We start from the raw sequence: 24,181 nt of genomic DNA on the forward strand, positions 1-24,181 counted from the left end.
CATACGTATAGGATGAAGGCTTTTATCGAGGAGGCGAATTGGCATGACGACTCCCAAGCAACAGCGTGCATCACAGGCTCCGCCTAGTCGCCGAGCACTTCGTTCTGCTTATGAACTGATTCTCACACAGATCTGGCCCCGTCTACCCGCCGCAACCGAATCCACTAGCAGGAGAATCGTTCATGAAGATCAGACTCGTACAAAACGGAATCATCACTGAGATAGAAGACATCGAAGAGGCTGCTACTCCACCTGTGAACGGGTTTTACTGGATTCATGCCGCACCATTCGATTTGGATATTTTACAGCCGCTGTTCGGACTGCATCATCTGGCTGTCGAGGACTGCATCGACGAGGAAGAACAGCGGCCCAAGCTGCAACATTACGATGATCATTACTTTATGGTCATCAATGGCATTACCTTCCACAATCATGATATCTTCTTACGCGAGATCAATATTTTTTTGGGCAGCAGCACCATTATCACCGTAACGAAGCAGGAGGCCCCCGAATTCACTACCATGCTGTCAATCATCCGAGAAAAAGAAGTCAATCGGCCCGATGCGTTTCTGTACTACTTGGTAGATCAAATTGTCGATCGTTACTTTGATGTGACGGAAAAAATTGAAGACCTGCTTGAAGATCTGGAAGAACAAATTTTGATGCACACGAAAAAATCCCATCTGGATCAAATTATCGGGCTGCGCAGTGAAATCTTGTACGCCCGTAAAATGCTCGTTCCCCAGCGGGATTTGATTGACGCCCTACATAAAAAAGAACTCCCGCTGATTCAACCTTATTTGCGGAAGTACTTTGGCGATATTGTAGAGGATGCCAGCAAAATTGTAGAGAGCTTTGAAGCTTTTCGCGAACTCATCGGAAACTTGCGCGAAGCGTATCAAGCGGCGCTTGCTGGCAGAGCCAACGATATTATGCGTGTTTTTACCGCCTTGACGACGATTTTTATGCCGTTGACCATTGTGACCGGTATATACGGGATGAACTTTGATGTGATGCCTGAGTTGCGTTCACCCTACGGCTACTACATCGTGCTGGGATGTATGGCGGCCATCGGTACGACGATGTTTTTCATTTTCAAAAAGAAAGACTGGCTCTGATTATACCAAATCTCCACAGGCGATGATCATGAGCGTCAGCATTTTGGACAAGTCACACTCATAGGGTTGCTCGACATCCCGACCTTCTTCATCCACCAGGACTCTGACGATCGGACGGCTCGGCATTCCTTTGTTCGAATCGACGACGACACCAGACATACCATTGTTCAGGCTGACGGTCAGACCAACAGGGTAGAGTGCAATCGTATTTCGCAAAGCCTCTACATACACATGGTCAAACAGTTTGCCTGAACCGGAGTAGAGCACCTCCATCGCTTCATGAGGGAGCATTCCGCGACGGTATACCCGATGTGACGTCAGGGCATCGAATACATCGGCCACTGCCATCAAGCGACCAAACGGATGAATCTCTTCTTTTTTCAGGTGCCGCGGATAACCGGAGCCATCCCAGCGCTCGTGATGCTGAAAAGCACAGTGGGCTGCAAGCAAAGGGATGTCGTCTTGACGACGCAGCATTTCAAAACCGATCTCTGCATGTCTTTTCATGATTTCAAATTCTTCTTGCGTAAGGCGGCCCGGTTTTTGCAAAATGTCGTCTGGGATATGCACTTTTCCTATGTCGTGGAGCATACCGCCAATACTAATCTCCAACACATCTTTTTCCGAGCAGCCAGTATTTATGGCGAGAGCTGTGCTATACAAGGCAACGTTAAATGAGTGCGTGAATATGTAATTGTCGAAGGCGCAAGCATCTGCCAATAAATTCATGGCTGAATCACTACTGTTTAATTCATCCGCAACGGTTTGCATGACATCCCGCAGCTTACGTCCCAAACCCTTGTCCGAAAAAAGCTGCTGCCATTTATCCGGAACTTGATGAACGGTTCGGAATGTATCGTGAATCATGGACATTGCTTGTCTGCGAGTATTTTCGGAAATGACTGTCTCCACAATAATATCATCCGTGCGCTTGTCTTGGATGTAGAGACTGTTCACGTTTTTGTTTTTGAGTCGAGTTATCATTCGTTGGGTTAGTTCTACTCCAGCGCCAACGAGAATCGTTCCGTTCTCTGTATAGATGGAACGAGCCAGTTTATCACCCGGCTGGCATTTTTGAATGGATTTCAGTCGCATTTCCTTTCCTTCGCCTTTCCTCAGGGTATCCCTATTATAGCGTGATTCGACTTGATTCTACATGAAATTTTTTCTAGATTTTCTTTTTATGTCTACCGAGGAAAGACACTGGAGACGAGTTTGTCTGGAAGAATCCTTGTTTGCAAGGGAGACGATCGTATGTCGCTTATCGAAAAAGAATTAACGCAGCCTCTTTCATTATGTGATCAGGATGGCCGCTTGCTTCCCGAAGCGATTGGTTGGTCCCGTTATCCGTTGCATGACTGCCAATTTAGCGGGCATTGGCTTCGCCGGAAAAAATGGAATTTTTGGTTTATCACTGCACCTGAATGTGCGATGTCGATTGCGATGGTCAATCTGGATTACGCTGGCATTGCCTTTGTCCATTTTATTGATCTAACGACAGGGGAGACCGCGGACAGTGCCGTAACGGTTCCTTTTGGTGCAGGGATTCGACTGGGTGCCACCGTAGATGAGCCTTGTCATTTTGTGAGTCGCAAGCTCTCTGTCTCCTTTCAGCCAGGAGCCAGCGGAACGAGCGTAGAAGCGACTGCCATATGTCCCGGCGATAAAACTCTCTCGCTCGACATCGTGATTGATCCGCCATCCGAATCCTTAAATGTCGTGATACCGTGGAGTGCGGAGCGCTTTCAGTTCACTTCGAAGCAAACGGCCCGGCCTGTGCACGGCACCATTGCCTATAACGGGAAAACCTATTTGCTCGATCGGCAGAATACCTTTGCCAGTCTGGATTTTGGACGTGGCGTTTGGCCATACCACACTCGTTGGAACTGGACGACCTGCTCTTTCCGTCACGCGAAGGGTGTCGCAGGCTTTAACTTTGGCAGAGGCTGGACGGACGGAACGGGTATGACGGAAAATGGCTTGATGATTGATGGTGTCCTCTACAAGCTGAGCGAACAGATTCGTTTTTCCTACGATCCTGACAACCGGATGCTCCCTTGGACGCTTGCGAGTGAAGAATCTTCTGCGGTACGCCTCACCTTTACGCCGCTCTTTGCTCGAACCGAGCACAAAAATTTTGCGTTGGTGCGAACCACTTTGCATCAAGTAATCGGCCGTTACGACGGGACGATCTCAACAGATGATGGAAAAACCATTGCGGTGCAAAGCAAGATCGGAATCTGTGAAGAACAATCAGCCCGTTGGTAAACAAGGCCAGAAAAAACTAAAAAACCTTTGTCATGGGACAAAGGTTTTTTCTTATGGGCAAACCATTCTTTGTTTACAGCATTTTCACAACAGCATCCCGACCAGTCATACCAGCCGTAATCCCCTTCTGCTCCGCCGTCGTCGTCACAGACTCCAGCGGCGCATCCAGCAATTCCTGTATGGTCTTGACCCCTACCGCACGACCGGCAAGAATTTCCCTCGCTGCTAACCGCTCGTTCAAGAGCCCCACATCCAGTGCTCCACACATGATGTAGCCATGATCGGTCGTTACAGCCAATAGCGTCGTCTTGGGCAATCGAACGGTGACAGCAATAGCCGTCCCCTCTGGAAAGTGGATTGGCACTACCTCGACCATCAAGATTCCTCCTTTTTCTCTCCTGTCTGTTGGCGTTACCATCCTATGACATTCAGAAGAGAAAGGTGAGGTCTCTAAGAGGTGGTTCAAAAAGTTATGTTTTGATCACGAACTTGATCTTACGTTAATGCATGACGCTTGTCGGAAAGTGCTCATCCTCCATCGCGACTTTTCGTTTCATGACTTCAATCATATACGTCGCGAGCATATGAAACAGCTCTTCCTCGTCCATTTCCTCGACCAAGTCCAGCAAATCATCCCGAGACTGCTCCGCGAGAATGCCGACGACAACTGCTGTAATGTCTTCTTCATCGCCATTAAAATGTCCTCTGTACAGCTCGTATACTTCATCTATGAAGCGCATCGCTCGTCTCCTCCCGTTTTTCGATAGCATTCCCGAAAAACCGGTCTCTACGATTGGTTTTTTGACGTTGACGATATCTTTTCCCAACGTGGACGAAACGCATTTTGCAGCATCTGTTGATCCTTTATCGTGGTGGCGAGCACTTCACGCAGCATCTCGGGCAAGAAAAATGTAACCTCACTGCCGAGCAGCAAATCGGGAAACATGCGATTGTACATAAACATGTCGATCGTCCCGACTCGATACAGACGCTCGCGATCAAGCGGTTGCCCGTTGACTTCAATCTGGATAATTTGCGGTTGGTCATCCTCACTGTAGCGGATGTACAATCCGTCCACACACATCCAGCCTTCTATTTTACCGCGAAAACCGTACCCTCGCAGCTCCCGGTGAACCATTTCCGGTTGAATCGCTTGCTCCAGAACTGTGGTGAGCTGCTCGCCTGTAATCGTGACCGCACAGGCATTGATCGGGTGAGGCATACTGTGCAGCAAATCGGCAAAGGACAAGCTACCCCGCGGCAAATCAGCAAGTAACAGCCCTCCATTTGCCATGCCGATCTCAGCACCCGTCCATTTACGAATACTCGCTGCGATGAAGGAACCATAGGGGGTCTCCTCCGTCCAGCCTATGTGCATGTCTTGCTCCAATTGAACTATCGGCTGAAACAAACGATTCTCTGCCCATACTTTTTCACTCTCAATGAACTGGCTCAATGATTCGTCTGACTGGTACTGTTCTGTGTGAAAAAGCTCTGCGCGCACGTCTTTGATGCCATTATGAATCCCGTTCCAGACGAGCTCTACATGACCGACATACTCGCCAAATCGCCCCGCTTGTGTGATTAAGGTACCGCCTATACGTTCTCCATGAGGCAGCGTCCGGTGAGAGTGTCCGCCCAAAATGATATCGAGCCCATCGACTTCCTTTGCCAGCACACAATCCGTCTGATAGCCAAGATGCGATAGCAAAATGACAACATCCACAGACAAGCGCAGTGCCGCAATCTGCTCACGCAAAATCGGGATCGGTTCCTTGATCTCCCATCCCATACTTTGATAGGAAGGGCCAAAGGGAATCGTCATTCCCAAGATCGCCAGCCGCAGCTCGCCTACGGTATGAATGGCGTATGGTACAGCCCAAGACGGGACAGAATTTGTTGTCGGTTCAAACAGATTGCCCGTAATGATCGCAAAACGCGCATCTGTGTACAGTTCATTCAGCTTGTCTTTTGGGAGTGTGATGCCTTCGTTGTTTCCAATCGTCGCGTATTGAATCCCGCTTCTGTTCATGATCTCGACGTTACTTTTCCCAAAGCTCGCTTCCGATCGGATATCCATTCGATCCATATGGTCTCCAATATCGACCGTCAGCACATGCTCTCCCCTGGCCTCCCACTCTTCTCGGTGCTTCCTCAGGCAGGTTGCAATTCGCGGCATCGTATCAAAATGGCTGTGCAAGTCATTCGTGTGCAAAATGTGTAAGGTACAGGTGTCAGCCACGACTTTCCCCTCCCTCTCGTCTCATTATCCAAAAATCGCTTCTCCGATCATTTGTATGGCAATTCCCAATATCAGAACACGCAAAAATAGCACGATGGTGCGCCCCTTCATTTTACTGGCAACAATCGCTCCGAGCTTTCCGCCCGCCCATGCTCCTGGCGCGAGCATCGCTGCATACAGCCAGTGTACGTTGTCGTGGAAGATATTCGTGATGGACCCAACCACCGCTGATAAAAAAATGACCAGCATGGATGTAGCGGTAGCAATGTGTGGCGGAAAGCGAAACAAAATGATCATGGCTGGAACCATCAGAATGCCGCCACCCACGCCAAATAGCGACGAGGTAATCCCGACAAAGAAAGCAAGCGTAATCACGGACCATTTGCTATACCCGTACACATATTCATTTCCTTCGTTGTCGATGAAGTGGCGTTGGACTTCCCACTCCATGCTGCGTGGTTTGATTTTGTCTTTGACCATCAATACGACGAACATGGAGAGCTGAAACAAGCCAAACAGCAGCGAAAAGCCCCCCACTGCTAGTAATGTATTAAGATAAACGCCCACAATAGCACCCGGCGCACTCCCGATAAAAAAGAGCAAGGCACTCTGCTTATCTACTTTATTTTGCTTGAGATAAGAAAGGGAAGAAGAAAGGGCGGTTACCGCAATCACAATCAACGAAGTCGCCGCTGCTACTTGCGGGTTCATCGATCCAGGCATGTACCAGTTCGCAAAATACAGCAGAGCAGGCACGAAAAAAATCCCACCACCCAGACCCGCGATACTGCCAATGACGCCAGCCAGGACTCCGATGATGACAAATAAGATGGCAATTACTACAAGCATGAACTCCCCTTCTTTCTTGCTACGTGGAGAACAGGTCCATCTGACGAGGATTCAGACCAGTAGGTGCAAGGCCAAGCATCTCCGAAAACTGCTTCGCATTCGCTGCTGCATCTCCTCCAGAGTTATTGTTGAACAAAATGCAGACTTCATCCGCTTGCCGTTCGAGCAGTCTGATGTGTTCCACCCATTCTGCAAGCTCTGTCTCACTGTATCGATATAAATAACGGACATCCCGCCAATTTTGTCCCTCTCCGGGATCTCGCCAGCCCGCTTTGTTGCGTCCATGAAAGCGAACCAACGCCAAGGTTGGCTTCGTCACGGCAGGAACAATCGGGACCGAGCCTTTTCCCACTTGTGGTTCATCACATACGACATGTGTCGCTTCGATGTTGTGCAAGAAATCCAGTGTTCGCTCCGAATACCGTGATTCAAACCAGCTTTGATGGCGAAACTCAACCGCAAACGGATACGCCTGCATGGCTTGGCGACAAGCGGTCACATACTGGACATGCTCTCGGGTACAATCAAACCACGGCGGAAACTGAAACAGTAACGCTTTGAGCTTGCCAGCCTCCACGACCGGCTGAATGCTCTCTTCGAACTGACGAAACAATTCCCGTCTGCTTCCCGAAGCGTCCCCCCGTTGATGCCCCGTCATCCCTTGATGAGGCTTGACGATAAAGCCAAATCGTTCAGGTGTATCCTTCACCCACGATTCGTAATTTCGCTGTGGTAAAATAGCGTAAAAAGAACTATCCACCTCTACAATTGGAAAGTGGCTGGCATATACCGACAGCTTGTCTCGACTGCGTACACCTTGTACGTACAATTCGTGCTGATCGCCCCAGCCGCAAACTCCCACTTGTATCGTAGTCATCGAATGCTAACCTCCAAATCATGGTCGAATAGAGAAGAAGGACGGAAGCCGAATGAAAAATCCCGCTTGGTTGGGTGAACCCTTTGCGATTAAGGATAACAAAATATTCCTGACGAAAAAAGTAGCGAAACGCCTCCTGGCCGAAGCACAAGAGGCGTTTCCTTATGAGTATTCTGCTTTGCTCGCAGGTCGTGGAGCAACGATTACGGCCTGTGTACCGATGCCCGTCTCACCCGACAAGCACGTGTTCGCTTGGGATGGGAAAACATTTCTTCAAGCCTTGCAGTACATCCGCAAGCACAATCTTCAATGGTTGGGGGTCTTGCATACACATCCCCATACGCCGCCAATCCCTTCTACACGCGACATAGCTGGGTGGCATTATCCCACGCTCAGCTATTGGATTGTGGGACTCGCATCCGAACAGCCAGAATGGCGTGTCTATCAATGGGTGCAGGATGGAAGTTGCGGCTCATTTGCAGCACGCGACTACACTTTGACAGAAGTGGATTGTGACGATGAGGAAACCAATGGTTCCTCGGCTCCAAAAAACTCTTGATACAAAGCAATCACAGCACGATCTGCCTCTTCGGCTTTTACCCCGAACATCATGCTTACTTCTGATGACCCCTGATTGATCATTTCCAGATTGATTTTCGCAGCAGCCAACGCAGCTGTGGCTCTCGCTGTTGTCCCCACAGATTGACGCATGCCCTCCCCGACAATCATGACGAGTGCAAGACTATGCTGAACAGCGACATCATCAGCGAACAGCTCTCGGCGGATGCGTTCTACAATCCGCTGTTCCTTCTCTTCCGTGAGATCGCGCTCTCGCAGAATGACGGAAATGTTATCAATTCCAGATGGAGTATGCTCGTACGAAAGCTCCTCCTCCTCCAGAATTTGCAGCAGCTTGCGGCCAAAGCCAATTTCACGGTTCATCAAATACTTGCTGACGTAAATGCTGCAAAAGCCGCTATCACTTGCAATACCCGACACTCTGTTTGTAGCAGATCCTCGCTCGGCCACAATCATCGTACCAGGCGCAGACGGATTATTCGTATTCTTGATGCATACAGGTATATCTGCTTGATACGCAGGAATCAACGCTTCCTCGTGAAACACACTAAAACCGGAATAAGACAGCTCCCTCATCTCTCGGTACGTAATCTCTGTCACCTTCTTCGGATCGGCAATCAGGTTCGGATTGACCACATACACAGAATCGACATCGGTAAAATTCTCGTAGACCTCTGCCTGAAGCGCCGCAGCCAAAATCGATCCCGTAATATCCGAGCCACCGCGCGAAAAAGTAACCAGATCACCGGAACGTGAATAGCCGAAGAAGCCAGGGAAAATGACAATTCCCTCCCGCTCTCGCAATGTTGCCAATTTGGCATACGCTTCAGGGAGGATATGAGCATTGCTTGCTTCGTCCGTAACCAGCATGCCTGCATCCTTTGGATTGATGTAGGTCGCGACCTCGCCCAAGCTCTGCAAGTAACGAGCGACAATTTTGGCGCATGTATCCTCTCCCGCAGCTTTGACCGCATCCATGAATCTTTCCTTGGACAAGCCCTCCTTGTTTGCCAGAACCTCCCCGAGCTCCACTTCAATCGCTTGACCAATCTCGGCAGAAAGCCCGAGACCTGCCACAATCTCCTGATAGCGCAAGAATATTGCTTGTTTCGCTTCCTCTGTAGGCTCTCCAGCCAAAAATCGCTCAGCATATGCGATTAACAAATCAGTAACCTTCGTGTCTTCCTTATGTCGTTTCCCAGGCGCCGATACAACAATGAATTGTCTGTCCCGATCCGCCAATGCAATTTGGCATACTTTTTTTATTTGCTCGGCATTCGCCAGTGATGTTCCCCCAAATTTTGCTACCTTCATGATCGATTCCTCCATCTAACTCTCACGTCTTATGCTTTTACTAGCTTAAATTATCCGTACAAAAAGAACAAGTGTCTTTTCCCCGAGGACATTCAGGAATAATCATCAAGATTTGTCGCATAGTAACGGGGAGTACATCATCATGTACAGCTACCTAGCAGGAAAGTCTCTGATAAAGAGGTGAACGAATGAAAAAGCATATCCTCTTTTTCCCACTTTTGCTAGCTGTCATTCTTGCTCCTTCCTTCAGCGAGACAGCCAATGCAATCCGGGAAAAAAATCGCGAGTATTACGAAACAAGAGGAGATATCGTTTGGGAAGTGCCGACAGAGAGCAAGGTGATTGCCCTTACCTTTGACGATGGTCCTGACCAGGTATACACTCCGCAGATTGCAGCGCTGTTGAAGCAGTATCAAGCGAAATCCACCTTTTTTGTCGTAGGAAATCGTGTGAGCCAGTACCCGGAAATCGTCAAATCTCTCGTGAATGATCAACATGAGATTGCCAATCACACTTACAGTCATCCAGATATTCGAAAGCTGTCAGCGAATCGACTATTAGAAGAGGTGCAAAAAACGCAGGAGACCATTTATTCGGCAACAGGGGTTCGTCCCACCCTCTTTCGTCCTCCGGGAGGATATTATGACGAGAAAGTCGTCGATACAGCGAAGCAAGCCGGTTTTCTCCTGATCATGTGGTCGTGGCATCAAGACACACGTGATTGGAGCGATCCCGGTGTAAAAAAAATCGTCAACAAGGTTTTGAACAACGCGCGGAATGGAGACATCGTGCTATTTCACGATTACGGAGGCAATCGCAGACAGACCGTACAAGCCCTCGAGCAAATATTGCCTGAACTGAAAAATAGAGGGTATAAATTCGTAACGGTCAGCGAATTGTTGAGAGGATATGGGCGTGCCAAGCAGGTAGACTATCCTTGATTTTCTTCCCACGAAAAAGTGCCCCTCACTATAAAGGGGCACTTCTCCTCTGATCAGTTTGATTATTTGTTTTCGTTCTCCAAAACAGAATCCGTCTCTACCTGAACTTTTACGGGTACAGGCTGTTGCTGTGTGGGTACGGTACCACCCTTTTGCATAAAGTCTGCGATCATCTTATTCATATCCAAACCAGATACGTCTTTCAGCATCTCTGGCAGTTGGGCCATCAGCTTCGTAACATTCCCGCTCAGACGATTGACGCCATCTCCCTGACCGCCTCCTGCATCCACGATCGTTACCTTGTCGATCGCCTTTATTGGCTCGGCAATTTTCTCAGCCAGCTCAGGGAGCATTTTCGCAATAATATCGAGTACAGCCGCATGACCGAATTTTTCAAATGCTTCAGCCAGCTTCTCTTTCCCTTCTGCCTCGGCTTCGAGCTTGAGGCGCGTGACTTCTGCCTCAGCGCTACCACGTGCTTTTTCAGCCTCGGCAATCGCCAAACCTTCCAGACGCTTCTGCTCCGCATTTGCTTTTGCTTCCGCTTCAATGCGGTACTTGATCGCGTCTGCTTCTCTCAGCTTCTTCGCTTTTTCCGCTTCTGCCGCCTGTTCCACAGAGTAGCGGTCGGCGTCGGCCTTTTTCTTCACTTCCGCATCATATTGCTTTTCACGGCGAAGAATTTCTTTTTCCTCCAGCTCGATTTCCTTCTGCTTGCGGACGAGATCGACCTTCATCTCTTCTTCTGTAACCTGCTGTTTGGCGACAGCTTCTTGCAGCTTGTAGGCTTGGTCCGCGCTCGCCTTCGCTTTGTCCTGCTCTTGCTTAAACGCCGCTACCTTCAGCTCTTTTTCCTTTTCTGCTTCGGCAATGTTTGTTTCCTTCAACAGCTCTGCCTTGCGTGCCTCTTCCTCTGCCTGTGCCTGCTTGATCCGCGCTTCTTTGTCCGCATCAGCCTGCGAGATGGTCGCATCGCGCTTCACTGCAGCGATTTGCGGTATTCCAAGGGCAGCTAAATAGCCGTTTTTGTCCCGGACATCCTTGATCGTGAAGCTGACAACGGACAGCCCCATTTTCTTCAAATCCTTTGTCGCTACCGATTGCACCTCTTGCGCGAATCGCTCACGGTTCTTGTAAATTTCCTCTACCGTCATACTGCCGAGGATTGCCCGCAAATAGCCTTCGAGTACCTCCTGTGCCTCTCCGCGCAGTGCCTCGTCACTCTTGCCCATAAATTGCTCGGATGCGGTGGCGATATCTTCAATCGAGCCGCCTACCTTGATGATCGCTACGCCATCTGCCATGACAGGAACGCCCTGCTCGGTGTACACCTCTGGCGTCGATACATCCAGCTTATGAGACAGAAGACTCAGAAAGTTTGCTTGTTGAAAAATAGGGAGGATAAATGCGCCGCCTCCGCGGACGATCTTCATTTTGCGGCCGGATTCGTCACTTAGTACATTTTTCGAGCCGAGATAGCTACCCGTCACGATCATGGCTTCATCTGCACCCACTGTTTTGTAACGGGCCCAAAAGGCAATACCCAAAACGAGAAAGACTGCGACGACAACACCTACTATCGTCAAAACACCAGGATCTACCATCACTTCTCATCTCCTTCGCCAGATTCAGTGTAAAAGGGGATCACATACAAGACATGGTCACGCACCTCGACCACGACGACACGGGTTCCTTGCGGGATAATCTCGCCCTCAAGACTCGCCGCCATATGGTAAGTCGTTCCACTAATCATCGGCAGCAGCACTTCTCCCAGTCCTTCTGCTGGGATCGTTGTCCCGACTTCCCCCAGCTTTCCTCCTAGTTGACTCATGGAATAGCTCGTGGAATTTTCCGCATGGCTCATCGGCTTTACCCACAGGAAGTATGAGACAAAAGCCAAAGCGATGCCAATGACTGCAGCCAGCATCAACACGACAAGCGTACCAAGAGAAGTGTATCGAGATAGCAAATACCCCGCTCCACCAAAGGCAGTCATGCCACTGACCAACAAAATGGGCTGTGCAAAAGGCAGATGCAGATGTCCCAGCCAATCCGAGAGCGTATCGCCAAACAACAGCGAGATGACCGTGTAGATTAGACCAAGTACAAGGCAGACCATGTAGACGGTTTCAAGTACGCCCACGACTGTCCCCCCTTTCTAAAATTGCCTCTATAGTGCATACGAGTCAGATGGGAATTAGTTTCATAAATAAGGAAATAATCCCTTTTCTTATCGCTTTTTCTGCTGAAGGACTCTTTGGATACGGCGTATTCCTTCCTCGATATTTTCCGGGCATTCCCACGAATAGGTCAGTCGCAGCCAGCCCGCTTCCGCTCCATAGACGCTACCAGGTGTAAATACGACACCTTCCCTAATCGCATCATCTAGCAATTCCTTTTCGTCCCTGGGAGCAAGCAACCGACACCAAATATGATAGCTGCCACCCGGCTCATTCCATACGGCGTAATCGGTGAGATGATTGTGCATAGCACGTATCATCGCTTGTTGCTGTTCCAACAAGTAACGAGACATTCGCTCCTGCTGATTGATCCAGCTGGCTCGCTCAACAAATTGCCGAGCGAATTGCTGGGAGACGCTGCTCGTGCCAAAGTCCATTTGCTGCTTGGCATCGGCTAGTCTTTCTACGACAGATCTTGTTCCTACCAGCCAGCCAATCCGTAAGCCTGGCGCAATCGTTTTCGAAAGGCTCCCGACATACAGAACAGCACCTGTCTTGTCGATGGCTTTGATCGGCTTGGGAGGTCTAGGGCTTCCAGCCAGTGTCAGTGCGCCGTAAGCGTCATCCTCTACAAGTGGCAAGCGCAGCTCCTGACAAATATCGAGCAACTGGGCTCGCCTTGCCTCGCTTAATATCGTCCCGGTTGGATTATGATAGGTCGGGTTCGCGAAAACCATGCGAATGCGATGTTCTCGCTGCAAATCGTAGACAGCCTCGGGTACAATACCGTCCTCATCCATCGGCAAGCGAAATAAACGCAGGCCAGCTGAACTGAATAAGGGAAGAGAATACGAATAAGAGGGTCCCTCCATTGCGATTGCGTCTCCGGGATTCAAGAGACATAGTGTAATAAGATGCAGTGCTTGCTGCGCTCCTGACGTCACCAAAATTTCGTCGGGAGAAGCGTGAATGCCGTAGTTTTCGTGCAAATGCACAGCTAGTGCCTCACGCAGACGCGGCTCCCCCTTTGGATGCGCGTAACCCAGCTCAAGCTTGATCTCGTTTTTTTCCCCCTCCGTAGTTGGGATCAATGACGGGATCATCGTCGTCGCCAATTCTGCCTTTGCCAGATTGATAATCGAGGAATCGAAGCATGCATCCTGTATTCGTTTCGCGAGTGGATAAGCTGGCAAGAATGCCCCACCATTTGTGTAGGTATACCAGTTTGGCATCTGTTTGACGCCCCATAGATCACGACTGACCCAAGTACCGCTCCCTTGCCACGATTGTAATATACCTTTGGCCCGCAATTCTTCATACGCTGCCGATACCGTCCCACGATTGACGCCAAAGCGCCGTGCCAACACTCTTTCTGGCGGCAGAGATGTACCAGGGGGCAGCACTCCCAATACAATCTGTCTTTCCAGCTCTTTGGCGATTTGCATATAGATCGGAACTCCTGCGTCTTTGTCCGGCTTCCATTCCATCCCTATCCGTCCCCCATACTTGCTGTTTTCCTCCCTTTCGACAAATTGGCTTACTGCTCCTGCTGCCAATTGGCTCTACCGTTTATGCTTGGTCGCCTCTAAGATGGAACAACAGAAACTTTACTTCGACAAAGGATGGGATTCGGATGAGCGGACAGCTTCCGATCGAGAAGCAGGACGTACAAAAAGAGCAGTCAACTACTCCTAAGCAGCTACATACAGAGAAAACGGGCTTGCTGTATGGCTTCATCGGGGTACTTAGCTTCAGCTTGACCTTGCCTGTAACGAAGGTGGTTGTTACCGTGCTCTCTCCCCTCTCGGCAGGGTTGGGACGAGCGTTGATCGCAGCAGTACTAGCGGCTTTGGTACTCAGCATCAAACGAGTACCGTTTCCTACCTGGCAAGAGACCAAGAAACTGTTGCTTGTATCTGCTGGCGTAGTAGCGGGCTTCCCGTTTTTCTCGTCATGGGCAATGGAGAGAGTGCCTGCTACGCACGGCGCAGTCATCATTGCACTATTGCCATTGGCTACGGCAGGCGCAGCTATATTTTTTTCAGGAGAACGCCCTACCCGAAAGTATTGGATTTCTAGTGCGATCGCCTGTGTAACGATTCTCGCCTACGCGATCAGTTCTGGCTTTGGTGCCCTCCAATGGGCGGATCTCGCCTTGCTCGGGGCGGTCATCAGTGCGGCGATCGGATACGCGGTTGGCGGTGAGCTCTCCAAGCCAATGGGCGGTTGGCAGGTCATCAGTTGGTCGTTGATCTTTGCCTTTCCTTTTCTCGTCGTTCCGCTCGCCGGTCCTCTGCTCGCTGAATTAAAACAAGCCACTTGGCCTGTCTGGATCGGTTTTGGCTATATTAGCGTAATCAGTATGTTTCTCGGTTTTTTCGCCTGGTATCACGGACTGGCAATCGGCGGCGTCTCCAAGGTCAGTCAAATTCAATACCTTCAACCCTTTTTATCAATCATCGCAGCCTGGCTCCTCCTGTCCGAGCCATTGACACTTGGCGCTGTTCTTTCGGCTATCATTGTCGTGTTGGCTGTCGCAAAAGGAAGAAAGGCTTCCGTTCAGCAAAAAGCGTAAGTAAAAAAACACCGCTCCTCTTCACTAGGAAAAGGGCGGTGTCTTTCGTTTTTATTCTGCTCGGCTAAACATATTTCCCAGGTACATCGGTTGATAAGTGGGGTCAGACAAGACTTGCTTGACTTGATCCGGGCGTGTCTTGTGGTCGTTCGGCAGTTGCTTCCACTCGTCTAGCGTGACCCAGCCAGCCCATTCGATTTCTTCGTCGACGATACCGCCCGGCGTAGGGTTCGTCTCTTCACCGATGAGCTTCGCCAGAACTCCCACTCCGACTGTATGCTTGCCGTTCCCTTCCTGATCGATCCGGTCGTCTATCCAGATCAATCGCTCCATTTCCACGAGGAGTCCGGTCTCTTCCATCACTTCTCTTTTCGCCGCATCTGGAATCGCTTCTAAATATTCTACGATTCCCCCTGGCAGGTTGTAAAAGATGCCTCGTTGTGTCTGCTCACGGATGAGGAGGACTTTCCCTTCGTGTTCCACTACTACGGTGACTCTCAAGCGAATCGCTGACATTTCGCTCGCTCCCTTCTCAGATGGCAGGCGTACGCGTAACATTCAGGGAATCGACACCGGAGTGCGCTAACCATTCCTGTAATGCCATAAGTCCATATTGTTCCAAAAACTTTGCTTCAGAATCCGCGATTGCATGAAGCATCATGAACCTGATTACGTCCTTGCCGTTTGTATAATATTCAAGTCCAGCCTCTTCATAATAGGCAGGGGTCAATACCATATGATTCAAAACCGATTTTTCCACGATTGTATCCCCGAGCGAAAAGATGCTCCCAGACTCCATGCGGGTCGTTTGACTCTCCCACTGACGAATTACCTGGGCCGCTACTCTCGCCAAATGCGAAATCATTCTCTGCTCAAACTGATAAGAATAGACGAGGTACTCCGTTGCCCCCATCTTGTGCAGCTCAAGTGTGGCATACGTCCACCAACCTCGATTGCGTGTAGCCGGATAGACGGCAATCAGGATATCCGCATCCTCGGATTGATACAGCTCACCTTGACTCCCAAAAAAGCGGTGGCAATGATCCATTAATTGCTTTACCACTATCATATGTGCAACCCCGCTCCAAAAAGTATGAAAACCTCTACGGCTGCCTGCTCATAGAAGAGCAACTGCATCTTTGTGAAATGGTTGTGCTCGCCCGAAAAAAGCATGCCTGGATACGTAGGCATACTTCGATGATGTTGGGCAGCATTTTCTTGTATATACGAACATTTTATCATTGTGTGAAGCGAATGTACATGTTTGAACACGTACAAAAAAGCCCTCGGTTATCCCAAGGGCACTGTTCTTGTTTATTTCGTGACTTTCACCGAAATCGTCATGCTTTTTCCATAGTATTACTAATGGAAAGTCGACTCATCAGCTCTGCACCGCCCTCATAGACTGTCAGCTCGGATATTTTTCCGGCATATTTGGCTGAAATGACGGTCACACCCGGCGCAAGCCCGATGATTTCTCCGTTCTCATTGACCGTATCGAAAAAGTAACCAATATTCTCCATTTACGTAATAAAACGTGTAAGGAGTGAATTGCGCATGACCGACTTCGTATCCATCATATTGATAGCACTCCCCCTACTTAGTTGGGGGCTTATCGTAAATTCCCAGTCACTTCGTAAAAGATGGCTATACGTACTGTTCACATTCATCCTTTTTTGGGGGATTGTCGAATTAGTATATTACTTTGACCCTCCATCCCCTCACTATGAGTAATCCATGAACTAAACTAATGGTGCGATTTCCTCACAATTCTTACATATCAACTTGAATACAGGGAGTAATTTATCTATGAAATTATTTTTAAAGCTCACAGTGGGTACTTTAGCAACTGGCTGGTTCTTTCTTCTTTGGTGTAAGCAAATGATTCTTGCAAGTGACATTCCGGTAACAATTTCATTCGATGAAATGCAAGATTTCCTTGAGATTTTCAGCATTTCTACTATCCTTTCTCTTGTCTATATCAGGTTTGTTGATGATACAAAATTGCATTATTTTCTTGTAATCCCCATCCTATTATGGGGTGACAACACAATTCGAGATTTGAAGTACAATTACCATCCATACGATACATTGATGAGCTGTGTAAGTCTTAGTGGATGTCTGCTCATCTTTCTATACTCATTATTAAAACAGCGTCATAAGTTAAACTGACTCGATCATTACGACTTTGATATGGTACGATTTAGGAAACATTTTTGGAGGTGTTCCCGTGTTTAAAAAGTTTCAGGAATACACTCACATCGTATTGATGTCCATTTCATTTGTCATCGATTGGATAGCATCATAGAAGGATTTCTTTTGCCCGATCCAATGGTCGGGCTTTCTATTTTCCCGTTCTACTGTTTTTCCTCCAGTTCTCATGTTTTCCTTGCTGTGCGACGGATCAACATAAATCAAAATGTATCTGTACATCTTTCAGACTGCCTGGATAGCCGTGGCACTTCATTTGGAAATTTGTAAATCAACAAATTTCGTGATACATTTTTTGTAAATTTGTTTCCATAGGTGAGTATTATGAAAAAAACAACTTTGCAAAAGACAGGTTCAATTATCATTTGCTTGATAGGCCTATATTTATTGTTAACGAGTGTGGCAAACGGATTGTTTGGTTTCCTCTATTTAGTTATTGGAATTTGGTGTGTTTTTACGTACTTTGGCAAAAGTGACGAGTGATTTAAATTAATTGGGCCTGTGCAGCAGACGTTATTTTGTCACGAGCGAAGAGAATTGTCCTATTGATATTTTTGGGTTGCTCTCGTTTCGTCAAAACATGTTTACCCACTCAAATCAGCACCGCAATAAGCGTCGGCATAAGATTAATCAAAATGATGCACTGGCTCTGCACAAATGAAGTACGAGAACACTTCAAAGAGCTTTGAAAAAGAGAAGGTATCCCCTTCCTTTCCCCTCATGCACTTAGACATTACCACGCAGTCTACGGGAGCAATAAAAAAACGTGTCTGAACAAATCAGACACGTTTTTACACGTTATCGAAACGATTATCCAATAGAGCCTTCCATCTCGAACTTGAATACTGATTAATTTCATAGCGTTGCAACTCATCAGGAAAACATTGATTTACGCTATCTCAGAAATGTTGACTCATCAAAACAATTCATTACTTTTCATCTTAAGTCGGCACAAAATCGGCACGTTAGAGAGTCCTAGAGATTATGTTCTAGGGCTTTCCTTTTTACTCCGCCTTCACAAATTTTTCAATGTATTTTGCGCGTTCTTCCTTGGTGAAAAACTTGTTCACAATTTCATTCCGCCACTTGTCTTTATCAGTTTTAGTTTCAGCAAGGTTTACCTTCAAATAATCCTCGATAGTCGCCCTATCAATCTCAGTGGTATATTTTTTTCCATGATTCAGTGTTACCTTCACCTTTTGCAGTTCAGGGAATTCCTTTAGCAATCGGATCGGCTCTTCCATCAAGGCTTTGTTGATCGCGTCTCCAGACTCCCAATAGTTCTTTGCATCTGCTTCTGTCATTCCGGTTCCAGGTTTAGTCTTTTTCAAAGTTGCAAAGTCTGCATAGGTGATTACCGCCTCGTTTTGGTTAACAATCTCTGCCTGGGTAATAAATGGCCCACCCTTTAAGTTCGGAGCGTACTCCTTAAATCTACTCACTTCCTCGGCTGACATAGTTTTCTGTTCAGAAGCAGGGGCTGGTGCAGATGAGGTAGTTGTGGCTGATGGAGCTGGCGTGTTATTCTCTGGCGTTGTACCGCAGCCACTTAACACGATGCCTAATGACAATGCAAGAATTGATGCTCTTCTCACTGGTAAAATCTCCCTAATTTTGGTAGTCACCCTCACCATAAGCCATAATCATACATGGGACAAGATTTATCGACAAAAAGCCTCCGGTAAATTTCTCTGCCGGTGGCTTTATCGTTAAGGATTCAATTCTTTTGGAGTCATCCTAAAGCAATATACTAATGGTACTTAATTTACGACCCCGTTACCGCTTTTACATCCGTGATGTGATCCATATTGATCCACTGACTATCTTCATCGGTCACAAGCTTAATTCTCCTGGCGTTTTGGTCAATCCACTTGACCACGCCCCACATCATGCATGTTGTTCCCAGGCTACCTTTCACTTGCTTCCACCAAGAAAGGGTAACAGCATAATCCTCCCGAGCTGCATCCCTTATGATGTACTGGAGCGATTCAAGCTCGTCTTGTTCAAGGATCGGCATGGGCACGAGTTTATCGTCTTCTTTCATTTGTAAGTATAGTTCACGTTGCTCCGGCAGCACAAAACGACTTGAAAAAGGATTTTCTATCTTAGAGGCCATTTCAACGCACCATCCCTCTCCCAAGTTTCAAACACTTCCATCTTATCAGGCTCTGACCTATGCTACTCAATACGTTTGATCTCGTAGTAACGCTGCCTACTCACTCCGATCTGTCGGGCTATGAAGTTATTTTTCTCTCCGTCCATAATTGCATCCAAAACTGTCTTTTCCTTTTCGTCTGTGATACATTCCACTGCCTGATCAATACGTTCCACAATTTCCTGTAGCTTCGACAGGCGCTTCCACTTTCTTTCCCTTCTTACAACCTCGGCGTGGGTTTTATCGCCGTTCTTTCCCTTTCCTTTTGGCTGAAAAGCGTCAATTCCGTATGCGCCAACTGTGCCCTCTCCAGCGTCTTTCAGATATCCTTTCAGACGGTCTATTTCGCGTAGCATGAAGGGATAGTCCCTCAGCTCTTCTTCTGTTCGTTGCAACCATTCCATTGCTGGTTCCAGGTCCGCGAAAGCGGTCTGTCCATCGTGATACTTCAATCCTCGCTGGCTTACAATATACTCGTCCCACTCCGGGCAGGTTTCGATTTTACCAACGTGGAGGTTGTGGACACTACAGATCGACTTCTTTCCCCATTGTGTAGCGGGGCACTTTTCACATACTCGTTCGATCAGCTTATCTTTCACCTACACCACCTACTCTTTTCTAGTAACATGAATGCTGTCGCCAGCTTCCTCAATTTAATTAATAACTCCATGTTTCTCTTCTGCCTCTATTGTTAATTCGTCTACATGCCCCGACATACATCCCAAGCAGCAAAAGTGATCAACAGAGGGTTTCTTGCTTATCAATATCCATTCGGGCTTGTCCGCTTCGATATCATGATCACAAAACGTACATTTCATCACTATTCCCCCTTACCGTTGTGATAAATCGACTTCTTGCCATTTGGCCCAATAATCCCATTCATAACCTTCTTCTTTTGGCGTGCACTTCGTCATTCTTTCCACATCTTCAATAGCGACCGCTCTTTTGATCACGACATAGTCTTCAAAATCATCTTCGCTACAAACCAGTTCGACAAAGCTGCTTTCGTCGATACCTTCTGACATTTGCCGATCTTTTGTATATTCATAGCAAGCCTCTGCCTTGTCGATATCATCAAATTCCTTACTTCCCCAGGATTGAGTATCCACCCGATATTTTTTCACCCTCGCCCCTCCTCCTTCTCTCCCTAACTATTAAGTTAAAAATCCCTGTCACTCAAACTGTAATATGATTGAAACTATTTGCTACTTTGTCCGTCTACGTTATAAAAGAACCTGATTGGAGATGTGAACAAATGCCATATATCAACCTTCAAATTACAAAAGGTGCAACACGTGATCAAAAAGCTCAGATTGTGAAAGAGTTCACTGAAACTCTTGTTAATGTTCTTGGCAAAAAGCCTGAACATACTCACATCGTTATTGAAGAGATTGACGATGAAAACTGGGGGTATGCGGGCATACTCACTGATGATTTCAGAAAACTTTAAGCATGTTTCGTAAAAGTTCCAGTTTGATACTGGGACTTTTTTTATTACACATTTTGTAAAACTAAGGGTTGAACGTTCTGTAACGTATTAGGGATTACGGCTGAATCACTTGCACAAGCCAAACTAGATGAAATGGAAACAATTGCAGCCCATCATGATGGAGAAGATTGGACCGAGGAAGAACTTGAGGAAATTGAGCGCTTTAAAGAGTTTGTGAAACTAAAGAGAAAACAGCAGGAGTGACGGAATGACCTACGAGGAACTAACTTGGGAGGCCGTACACCAGGGACTAGACATCTATACAACAACAATGTAATTGCAATTAATAAATTTATTTCAACCAACGTGGAAAAAGTTTGTGTATTAGCCGAAGAACTTGGGCACCACCACACATCTTCTGGAAATATCTTAGATCAAACGAAAATCGTCAATCGGAAACAAGAGAAACGGGCAAGATGCTGGGGATATGAGAAACTTATTCCCCTCAATGCCTTTATTCAAGCCCATAAACAAGGTGTCAAAAATCGATTCGAACTCGCTGAGCATCTTGGCGTAACGGAGGAATTCCTAGACTCCGCTATTAATTGGTACATCGAAAAGTATGGTACTCATGTAAAGGTTGGTCTATCTACGGTCATCTTTGAACCACTAGGCGTTTTAGAGCTATTTGAGTAACTTTGCGCTTCCCAGCCGCAAGGCTGTTTACTATATACCTAAAACCGAACAAACGTTCCAGGAAAGGAGAATTGTAATGGCGACATTTCGAAAACTCCCTAGTGGTAAGTGGCAAGCAAGGGTGTCTCGTGATGGGAATGAATTCAGCATTGGGACCTATCGAACGAAAAAAAAAGCGGAAATCGAAGCAGCAAAAGTGGAAGAACGGATTTACTACGGGCAGACCTTAAACGATCGCAATAGGATGTTTGATGAGGTAGTAGATAGCTGGTTGGCCCATAAAAAGAACGAGCTGAAAGAATCGACTTTTAGGCAAATCGAAGTTATTATTCGATTGCACATTAAGCCAGAATTTGAAAACAAAAGAATTATGAAGATAAGACGGGCAGACATTAAGAAATGGATACAAGATTATGTGGACGAAACTGACAAAAGTGGCCGCCCAAAATATTCACTCGGATCTTGTCTGAAATACCTGTCCGTGATGAAAAGCATTTTTCATTACGCTGTTCACGAGTTAGAAGTATTGGAGAAGAGCCCGGCAGATCGCCTAAAGGTGCCAGTGAAGGACTCGACAGCAGAAAAAAAGAAGATTAAGTATTTCTCACTTCAAGAGCTGAACACACTGTTAGATTTCATGAAAAATTATAAGCACCAGCGCTTTGAAGGATACCCGCTTTACTATATGCTCATGTACTTTTTGAGCCGAACCGGATTACGCATCAGTGAAGCTCTGGCCTTGCGATGGACTGACATTAATGGTAATCAACTCACAGTGGAACGCCAAACGAGTAGAGACGATAATAACAACGTGAAACTGACCACTCTTAAAAATACGTCATCTTATCGCACAATCGGCCTGGAAGATGATCTCTTAAAAGAACTTAAAAAGTTCAAAGCGAAACAAAACGAGCTTATTCTTGGAAGTAAAACATTTCGTCAAAACGAGGATCAAATTATTTTTCAAAACTACCTAGGGAACTATTTAACGCCCTCGACAATACGTGAATCGATTCAGGAGTATTGTGAAAAAGCAGGAGTAGAGTACAAGGGTACCCATGGGTTTCGACACACTCACTCCGTCCTATTGCTCGAGTCTGGAGCCAGTCTAGTATATGTATCAAAGCGACTTGGACATAAGACGATCAAAACGACCGCCGACACATATCTGTCCATCACCGAAAAAATTGAAGAAGACGAACTTAAAAAGTTCGCCTCCTACACCAAAAGAACAATTTGAATCGGCACGAAATCGGCACGATTGTTTTTCTTACTTCGTATTCCACTTATAAAACGTTGGGACAACAACGTTTTATAGTTTCCTACCCGATACTGCCTTCCATCTCAAACTTAATGAGACGGTTCATCTCTACCGCGTATTCCATCGGCAACTCTTTCGTGAATGGCTCGATGAAGCCCATTACGATCATTTCAGTAGCTTCTGCTTCTGACAAACCGCGGCTCATCAGGTAGAAGAGCTGATCCTCGGATACTTTGGATACAGTCGCTTCGTGCTCAAGCGTGATGCTGTCGTTCATGATCTCGTTGTACGGGATCGTGTCGGACGTGGACAGTTTATCCAGAATCAGCGTATCGCACTTGATGTTGGACTTGGAGCCTTCCGATTTGCGTCCAAACTGGGACAGACCACGGTAGGTTACTTTTCCGCCATCACGTGAGATCGACTTGGAAATGATCGTCGATGTGCAATCTGGCGCCAGGTGAATCATTTTCGCACCTGCGTCTTGGTGTTGTCCTTTTCCTGCTACTGCGATGGAAAGAACAGTACCTTTTGCGCGAGGTCCTTTCATGATAACTGCTGGGTATTTCATCGTCAGCTTGGAACCGATGTTACCATCGATCCATTCCATGTTCGCATCCGCGTAAGCAACCGCACGTTTGGTAACGAGGTTGTATACGTTGTTGGACCAGTTTTGGATCGTGGTGTAACGGCAACGAGCGCGTTCTTTTACAATGATTTCTACAACAGCAGAGTGCAAGGAATCCGTGCTGTAGATTGGAGCTGTACAGCCCTCTACATAGTGAACGAAGGAATCTTCATCCGCGATGATCAGCGTACGCTCGAATTGACCCATGTTCTCGGAGTTGATGCGGAAGTATGCTTGCAGCGGAGTTTCCACTTTTACGCCTTTTGGAACGTAAATGAAGGAGCCACCGGACCATACTGCCGAGTTCAGTGCAGAAAACTTGTTATCTGCTGGAGGAATCACTGTCGCGAAATATTCCTTCACGATTTCTGGGTGCAGTTTTACTGCGGAATCCATGTCGCAGAAGAGAACGCCCAGTTTTTCCAGGTCTTCCTGCATGTTGTGGTAAACAACCTCAGATTCGTACTGAGCAGATACACCAGCTAGGAATTTTTGCTCAGCTTCTGGAATACCCAGCTTATCGAAGGTTGCCTTGATTTCTTCTGGTACCTCATCCCAGCTACGGCCTTGCTTTTCAGATGGCTTTACGTAGTAGGTGATGCTGTCAAAATCGAGGTCATCCAGGTCGCCGCCCCATTTTGGCATCGGCATGCTGTTGAAGATGTCCAGCGATTTCAAACGGAATTCCAGCATCCAAGCTGGCTCATCCTTGATCTTCGAAATTTCTTCGACGATCTCGCGGGTCAAACCCTTTTTCGTACGGAATACGGAAACGTCTTTATCGTGGAAACCGTACTGATACTCCTGTATTTCTGGGCCTTTAACAGCCATCGTTGCTCACTCCTTCGTGTTCATGTC

At 47.3% G+C, this 24,181-nt stretch carries 28 protein-coding genes and 1 pseudogene; 10 read left to right on the forward strand and 19 right to left on the reverse strand.

From position 1 onward, the window contains the following. Positions 1-43 precede the first annotated feature (43 nt). Both HPY28_RS22075 and corA read left to right on the forward strand, forming a co-directional pair. Positions 44-220, forward strand: coding sequence for a hypothetical protein (locus HPY28_RS22075; RefSeq protein WP_173622924.1), 177 nt, complete (start codon positions 44-46; stop codon positions 218-220). After that, complete coding sequence (gene corA, locus HPY28_RS22080) at positions 183-1,118, forward strand: magnesium/cobalt transporter CorA (protein ID WP_174231418.1); 936 nt, start codon at positions 183-185, stop codon at positions 1,116-1,118. The genes HPY28_RS22075 and corA overlap by 38 nt, the downstream gene beginning before the upstream one ends. On the opposite strand, the gene HPY28_RS22085 is transcribed toward corA, so the two are convergent. Next, entirely contained in the window at positions 1,119-2,213 is a 1,095-nt protein-coding gene (locus HPY28_RS22085; RefSeq protein ID WP_017251404.1) for an HD-GYP domain-containing protein, read from the reverse strand. A gap of 159 nt (positions 2,214-2,372) precedes the next feature. Here HPY28_RS22085 and HPY28_RS22090 point away from each other — a divergent pair, with 159 nt between their 5' ends. Then, positions 2,373-3,386, forward strand: coding sequence for a DUF2804 domain-containing protein (locus HPY28_RS22090; RefSeq protein WP_174231419.1), 1,014 nt, complete (start codon positions 2,373-2,375; stop codon positions 3,384-3,386). Between the two features lie 73 nt (positions 3,387-3,459). Here HPY28_RS22090 and HPY28_RS22095 read toward each other — a convergent pair whose 3' ends face one another. The 5 genes from HPY28_RS22095 to HPY28_RS22115 all read right to left on the reverse strand — a co-directional run bounded on the left by HPY28_RS22095 (position 3,460) and on the right by HPY28_RS22115 (position 7,354). Then, positions 3,460-3,762: a YunC family protein gene (locus HPY28_RS22095; RefSeq protein WP_017251406.1), complete on the reverse strand. Its 303-nt coding sequence runs from the start codon at positions 3,760-3,762 to the stop codon at positions 3,460-3,462. 124 nt (positions 3,763-3,886) lie between these two features. Continuing rightward, complete coding sequence (locus tag HPY28_RS22100) at positions 3,887-4,126, reverse strand: DUF6154 family protein (protein WP_007715645.1); 240 nt, start codon at positions 4,124-4,126, stop codon at positions 3,887-3,889. Positions 4,127-4,173: 47 nt separating this feature from the next. Beyond that, positions 4,174-5,628, reverse strand: a complete 1,455-nt coding sequence (locus HPY28_RS22105) for a bifunctional metallophosphatase/5'-nucleotidase (protein ID WP_174231420.1) — start codon at positions 5,626-5,628, stop codon at positions 4,174-4,176. 24 nt (positions 5,629-5,652) lie between these two features. After that, the gene (locus HPY28_RS22110) at positions 5,653-6,477 is read right to left on the reverse strand and encodes a sulfite exporter TauE/SafE family protein (protein WP_173622922.1); all 825 of its coding nucleotides are present in this window, start codon (positions 6,475-6,477) and stop codon (positions 5,653-5,655) included. A 19-nt stretch (positions 6,478-6,496) separates the two neighbouring features. After that, on the reverse strand, positions 6,497-7,354 hold the full coding sequence (locus HPY28_RS22115) for a DUF72 domain-containing protein (RefSeq protein ID WP_017251409.1): 858 nt from the start codon (positions 7,352-7,354) through the stop codon (positions 6,497-6,499). A 52-nt stretch (positions 7,355-7,406) separates the two neighbouring features. Between HPY28_RS22115 and HPY28_RS22120 the strand changes: the two genes are divergently transcribed. Further along, positions 7,407-7,913 (forward strand): M67 family metallopeptidase, encoded by a 507-nt coding sequence (locus HPY28_RS22120; RefSeq protein WP_174225590.1) that lies wholly within the window; start codon positions 7,407-7,409, stop codon positions 7,911-7,913. On the opposite strand, the gene HPY28_RS22125 is transcribed toward HPY28_RS22120, so the two are convergent. Continuing rightward, positions 7,844-9,247: an aspartate kinase gene (locus HPY28_RS22125; RefSeq protein ID WP_174231421.1), complete on the reverse strand. Its 1,404-nt coding sequence runs from the start codon at positions 9,245-9,247 to the stop codon at positions 7,844-7,846. The genes HPY28_RS22120 and HPY28_RS22125 overlap by 70 nt on opposite strands. A 188-nt stretch (positions 9,248-9,435) precedes the next feature. Here HPY28_RS22125 and HPY28_RS22130 point away from each other — a divergent pair, with 188 nt between their 5' ends. Beyond that, positions 9,436-10,188: a polysaccharide deacetylase family protein gene (locus tag HPY28_RS22130; RefSeq protein ID WP_017251412.1), complete on the forward strand. Its 753-nt coding sequence runs from the start codon at positions 9,436-9,438 to the stop codon at positions 10,186-10,188. 62 nt (positions 10,189-10,250) lie between these two features. On the opposite strand, the gene HPY28_RS22135 is transcribed toward HPY28_RS22130, so the two are convergent. From HPY28_RS22135 to HPY28_RS22145, 3 genes are all read right to left on the reverse strand, one after another. Next, positions 10,251-11,792 (reverse strand): flotillin lipid rafts scaffold protein FloT, encoded by a 1,542-nt coding sequence (locus tag HPY28_RS22135; protein ID WP_017251413.1) that lies wholly within the window; start codon positions 11,790-11,792, stop codon positions 10,251-10,253. Beyond that, the gene (locus tag HPY28_RS22140) at positions 11,792-12,331 is read right to left on the reverse strand and encodes an NfeD family membrane protein (RefSeq protein WP_017251414.1); all 540 of its coding nucleotides are present in this window, start codon (positions 12,329-12,331) and stop codon (positions 11,792-11,794) included. Before HPY28_RS22140 ends, HPY28_RS22135 begins: the two co-directional genes overlap by 1 nt. 87 nt (positions 12,332-12,418) lie before the next feature. After that, the gene (locus tag HPY28_RS22145) at positions 12,419-13,855 is read right to left on the reverse strand and encodes an aminotransferase-like domain-containing protein (RefSeq protein ID WP_174231422.1); all 1,437 of its coding nucleotides are present in this window, start codon (positions 13,853-13,855) and stop codon (positions 12,419-12,421) included. Positions 13,856-14,001: 146 nt separating this feature from the next. Here HPY28_RS22145 and HPY28_RS22150 point away from each other — a divergent pair, with 146 nt between their 5' ends. Next, positions 14,002-14,943 (forward strand): DMT family transporter, encoded by a 942-nt coding sequence (locus HPY28_RS22150; RefSeq protein WP_174231423.1) that lies wholly within the window; start codon positions 14,002-14,004, stop codon positions 14,941-14,943. Between the two features lie 51 nt (positions 14,944-14,994). On the opposite strand, the gene HPY28_RS22155 is transcribed toward HPY28_RS22150, so the two are convergent. The 8 genes from HPY28_RS22155 to HPY28_RS22190 all read right to left on the reverse strand — a co-directional run bounded on the left by HPY28_RS22155 (position 14,995) and on the right by HPY28_RS22190 (position 20,433). Then, complete coding sequence (locus HPY28_RS22155; RefSeq protein WP_026043313.1) at positions 14,995-15,459, reverse strand: NUDIX domain-containing protein; 465 nt, start codon at positions 15,457-15,459, stop codon at positions 14,995-14,997. A gap of 16 nt (positions 15,460-15,475) precedes the next feature. Then, a complete protein-coding gene (locus HPY28_RS22160) occupies positions 15,476-16,012 on the reverse strand; it encodes a suppressor of fused domain protein (RefSeq protein ID WP_174231424.1) in 537 nt (178 codons plus the stop codon). Between the two features lie 271 nt (positions 16,013-16,283). After that, positions 16,284-16,466, reverse strand: a complete 183-nt coding sequence (locus HPY28_RS22165; protein WP_174231425.1) for a hypothetical protein — start codon at positions 16,464-16,466, stop codon at positions 16,284-16,286. Positions 16,467-17,199: 733 nt separating this feature from the next. After that, on the reverse strand, positions 17,200-17,376 hold the full coding sequence (locus tag HPY28_RS22170) for a hypothetical protein (RefSeq protein WP_017251423.1): 177 nt from the start codon (positions 17,374-17,376) through the stop codon (positions 17,200-17,202). A gap of 782 nt (positions 17,377-18,158) precedes the next feature. Continuing rightward, a complete protein-coding gene (locus HPY28_RS22175; RefSeq protein ID WP_174231426.1) occupies positions 18,159-18,749 on the reverse strand; it encodes a hypothetical protein in 591 nt (196 codons plus the stop codon). Positions 18,750-18,919: 170 nt separating this feature from the next. Further along, positions 18,920-19,270, reverse strand: coding sequence for a YolD-like family protein (locus HPY28_RS22180; protein WP_017251425.1), 351 nt, complete (start codon positions 19,268-19,270; stop codon positions 18,920-18,922). A gap of 62 nt (positions 19,271-19,332) precedes the next feature. After that, positions 19,333-19,908: a hypothetical protein gene (locus HPY28_RS22185; RefSeq protein ID WP_173622916.1), complete on the reverse strand. Its 576-nt coding sequence runs from the start codon at positions 19,906-19,908 to the stop codon at positions 19,333-19,335. A 231-nt stretch (positions 19,909-20,139) separates the two neighbouring features. After that, positions 20,140-20,433 carry a hypothetical protein gene (locus HPY28_RS22190; protein ID WP_174225596.1) on the reverse strand — a complete coding sequence of 98 codons (294 nt, stop codon included), beginning with the start codon at positions 20,431-20,433 and terminating at the stop codon, positions 20,140-20,142. Between the two features lie 131 nt (positions 20,434-20,564). Between HPY28_RS22190 and HPY28_RS22195 the strand changes: the two genes are divergently transcribed. The 4 genes and pseudogenes from HPY28_RS22195 (at position 20,565) to HPY28_RS22205 (ending at position 22,674) form a co-directional block, all read left to right on the forward strand. Further along, positions 20,565-20,759: a tautomerase family protein gene (locus HPY28_RS22195; protein ID WP_012685646.1), complete on the forward strand. Its 195-nt coding sequence runs from the start codon at positions 20,565-20,567 to the stop codon at positions 20,757-20,759. 126 nt (positions 20,760-20,885) lie between these two features. Then, a pseudogene (locus HPY28_RS30550) lies at positions 20,886-21,002 on the forward strand (helix-turn-helix domain-containing protein); the annotation flags it as partial. A gap of 24 nt (positions 21,003-21,026) precedes the next feature. Beyond that, a complete protein-coding gene (locus tag HPY28_RS22200; protein ID WP_174231427.1) occupies positions 21,027-21,434 on the forward strand; it encodes an ImmA/IrrE family metallo-endopeptidase in 408 nt (135 codons plus the stop codon). Between the two features lie 76 nt (positions 21,435-21,510). Next, positions 21,511-22,674 (forward strand): tyrosine-type recombinase/integrase, encoded by a 1,164-nt coding sequence (locus HPY28_RS22205; protein ID WP_174225598.1) that lies wholly within the window; start codon positions 21,511-21,513, stop codon positions 22,672-22,674. A gap of 82 nt (positions 22,675-22,756) precedes the next feature. Here HPY28_RS22205 and sufB read toward each other — a convergent pair whose 3' ends face one another. Continuing rightward, positions 22,757-24,154 carry a Fe-S cluster assembly protein SufB gene (gene sufB / locus HPY28_RS22210; protein WP_017251432.1) on the reverse strand — a complete coding sequence of 466 codons (1,398 nt, stop codon included), beginning with the start codon at positions 24,152-24,154 and terminating at the stop codon, positions 22,757-22,759. Positions 24,155-24,181: the final 27 nt, after the last annotated feature.

The sequence above is a fragment of the Brevibacillus sp. HB1.2 genome (assembly GCF_013332495.1).
Lineage (GTDB): Bacteria > Bacillota > Bacilli > Brevibacillales > Brevibacillaceae > Brevibacillus > Brevibacillus porteri.

Bases quoted from the DNA above. Each gene is read 5' to 3' on its own strand.
- HPY28_RS22165 (WP_174231425.1), bottom strand. From the start codon at position 16,466: ATGGAGAATATTGGTTACTTTTTCGATACGGTCAATGAGAACGGAGAA.
- HPY28_RS22135 (WP_017251413.1), bottom strand. From the start codon at position 11,792: ATGGTAGATCCTGGTGTTTTGACGATAGTAGGTGTTGTCGTCGCAGTC.
- HPY28_RS22145 (WP_174231422.1), bottom strand. From the start codon at position 13,855: ATGGAATGGAAGCCGGACAAAGACGCAGGAGTTCCGATCTATATGCAA.
- HPY28_RS22150 (WP_174231423.1), top strand. From the start codon at position 14,002: ATGAGCGGACAGCTTCCGATCGAGAAGCAGGACGTACAAAAAGAGCAG.
- HPY28_RS22085 (WP_017251404.1), bottom strand. From the start codon at position 2,213: ATGCGACTGAAATCCATTCAAAAATGCCAGCCGGGTGATAAACTGGCT.
- HPY28_RS22120 (WP_174225590.1), top strand. From the start codon at position 7,407: ATGAAAAATCCCGCTTGGTTGGGTGAACCCTTTGCGATTAAGGATAAC.
- corA (WP_174231418.1), top strand. From the start codon at position 183: ATGAAGATCAGACTCGTACAAAACGGAATCATCACTGAGATAGAAGAC.
- HPY28_RS22115 (WP_017251409.1), bottom strand. From the start codon at position 7,354: ATGACTACGATACAAGTGGGAGTTTGCGGCTGGGGCGATCAGCACGAA.
- HPY28_RS22180 (WP_017251425.1), bottom strand. From the start codon at position 19,270: ATGGCCTCTAAGATAGAAAATCCTTTTTCAAGTCGTTTTGTGCTGCCG.
- HPY28_RS22155 (WP_026043313.1), bottom strand. From the start codon at position 15,459: ATGTCAGCGATTCGCTTGAGAGTCACCGTAGTAGTGGAACACGAAGGG.
- HPY28_RS22125 (WP_174231421.1), bottom strand. From the start codon at position 9,247: ATGAAGGTAGCAAAATTTGGGGGAACATCACTGGCGAATGCCGAGCAA.
- HPY28_RS22100 (WP_007715645.1), bottom strand. From the start codon at position 4,126: ATGCGCTTCATAGATGAAGTATACGAGCTGTACAGAGGACATTTTAAT.
- HPY28_RS22110 (WP_173622922.1), bottom strand. From the start codon at position 6,477: ATGCTTGTAGTAATTGCCATCTTATTTGTCATCATCGGAGTCCTGGCT.
- HPY28_RS22095 (WP_017251406.1), bottom strand. From the start codon at position 3,762: ATGGTCGAGGTAGTGCCAATCCACTTTCCAGAGGGGACGGCTATTGCT.
- HPY28_RS22160 (WP_174231424.1), bottom strand. From the start codon at position 16,012: ATGATAGTGGTAAAGCAATTAATGGATCATTGCCACCGCTTTTTTGGG.
- HPY28_RS22090 (WP_174231419.1), top strand. From the start codon at position 2,373: ATGTCGCTTATCGAAAAAGAATTAACGCAGCCTCTTTCATTATGTGAT.
- HPY28_RS22205 (WP_174225598.1), top strand. From the start codon at position 21,511: ATGGCGACATTTCGAAAACTCCCTAGTGGTAAGTGGCAAGCAAGGGTG.
- sufB (WP_017251432.1), bottom strand. From the start codon at position 24,154: ATGGCTGTTAAAGGCCCAGAAATACAGGAGTATCAGTACGGTTTCCAC.
- HPY28_RS22170 (WP_017251423.1), bottom strand. From the start codon at position 17,376: ATGTACAGATACATTTTGATTTATGTTGATCCGTCGCACAGCAAGGAA.
- HPY28_RS22195 (WP_012685646.1), top strand. From the start codon at position 20,565: ATGCCATATATCAACCTTCAAATTACAAAAGGTGCAACACGTGATCAA.
- HPY28_RS22130 (WP_017251412.1), top strand. From the start codon at position 9,436: ATGAAAAAGCATATCCTCTTTTTCCCACTTTTGCTAGCTGTCATTCTT.
- HPY28_RS22075 (WP_173622924.1), top strand. From the start codon at position 44: ATGACGACTCCCAAGCAACAGCGTGCATCACAGGCTCCGCCTAGTCGC.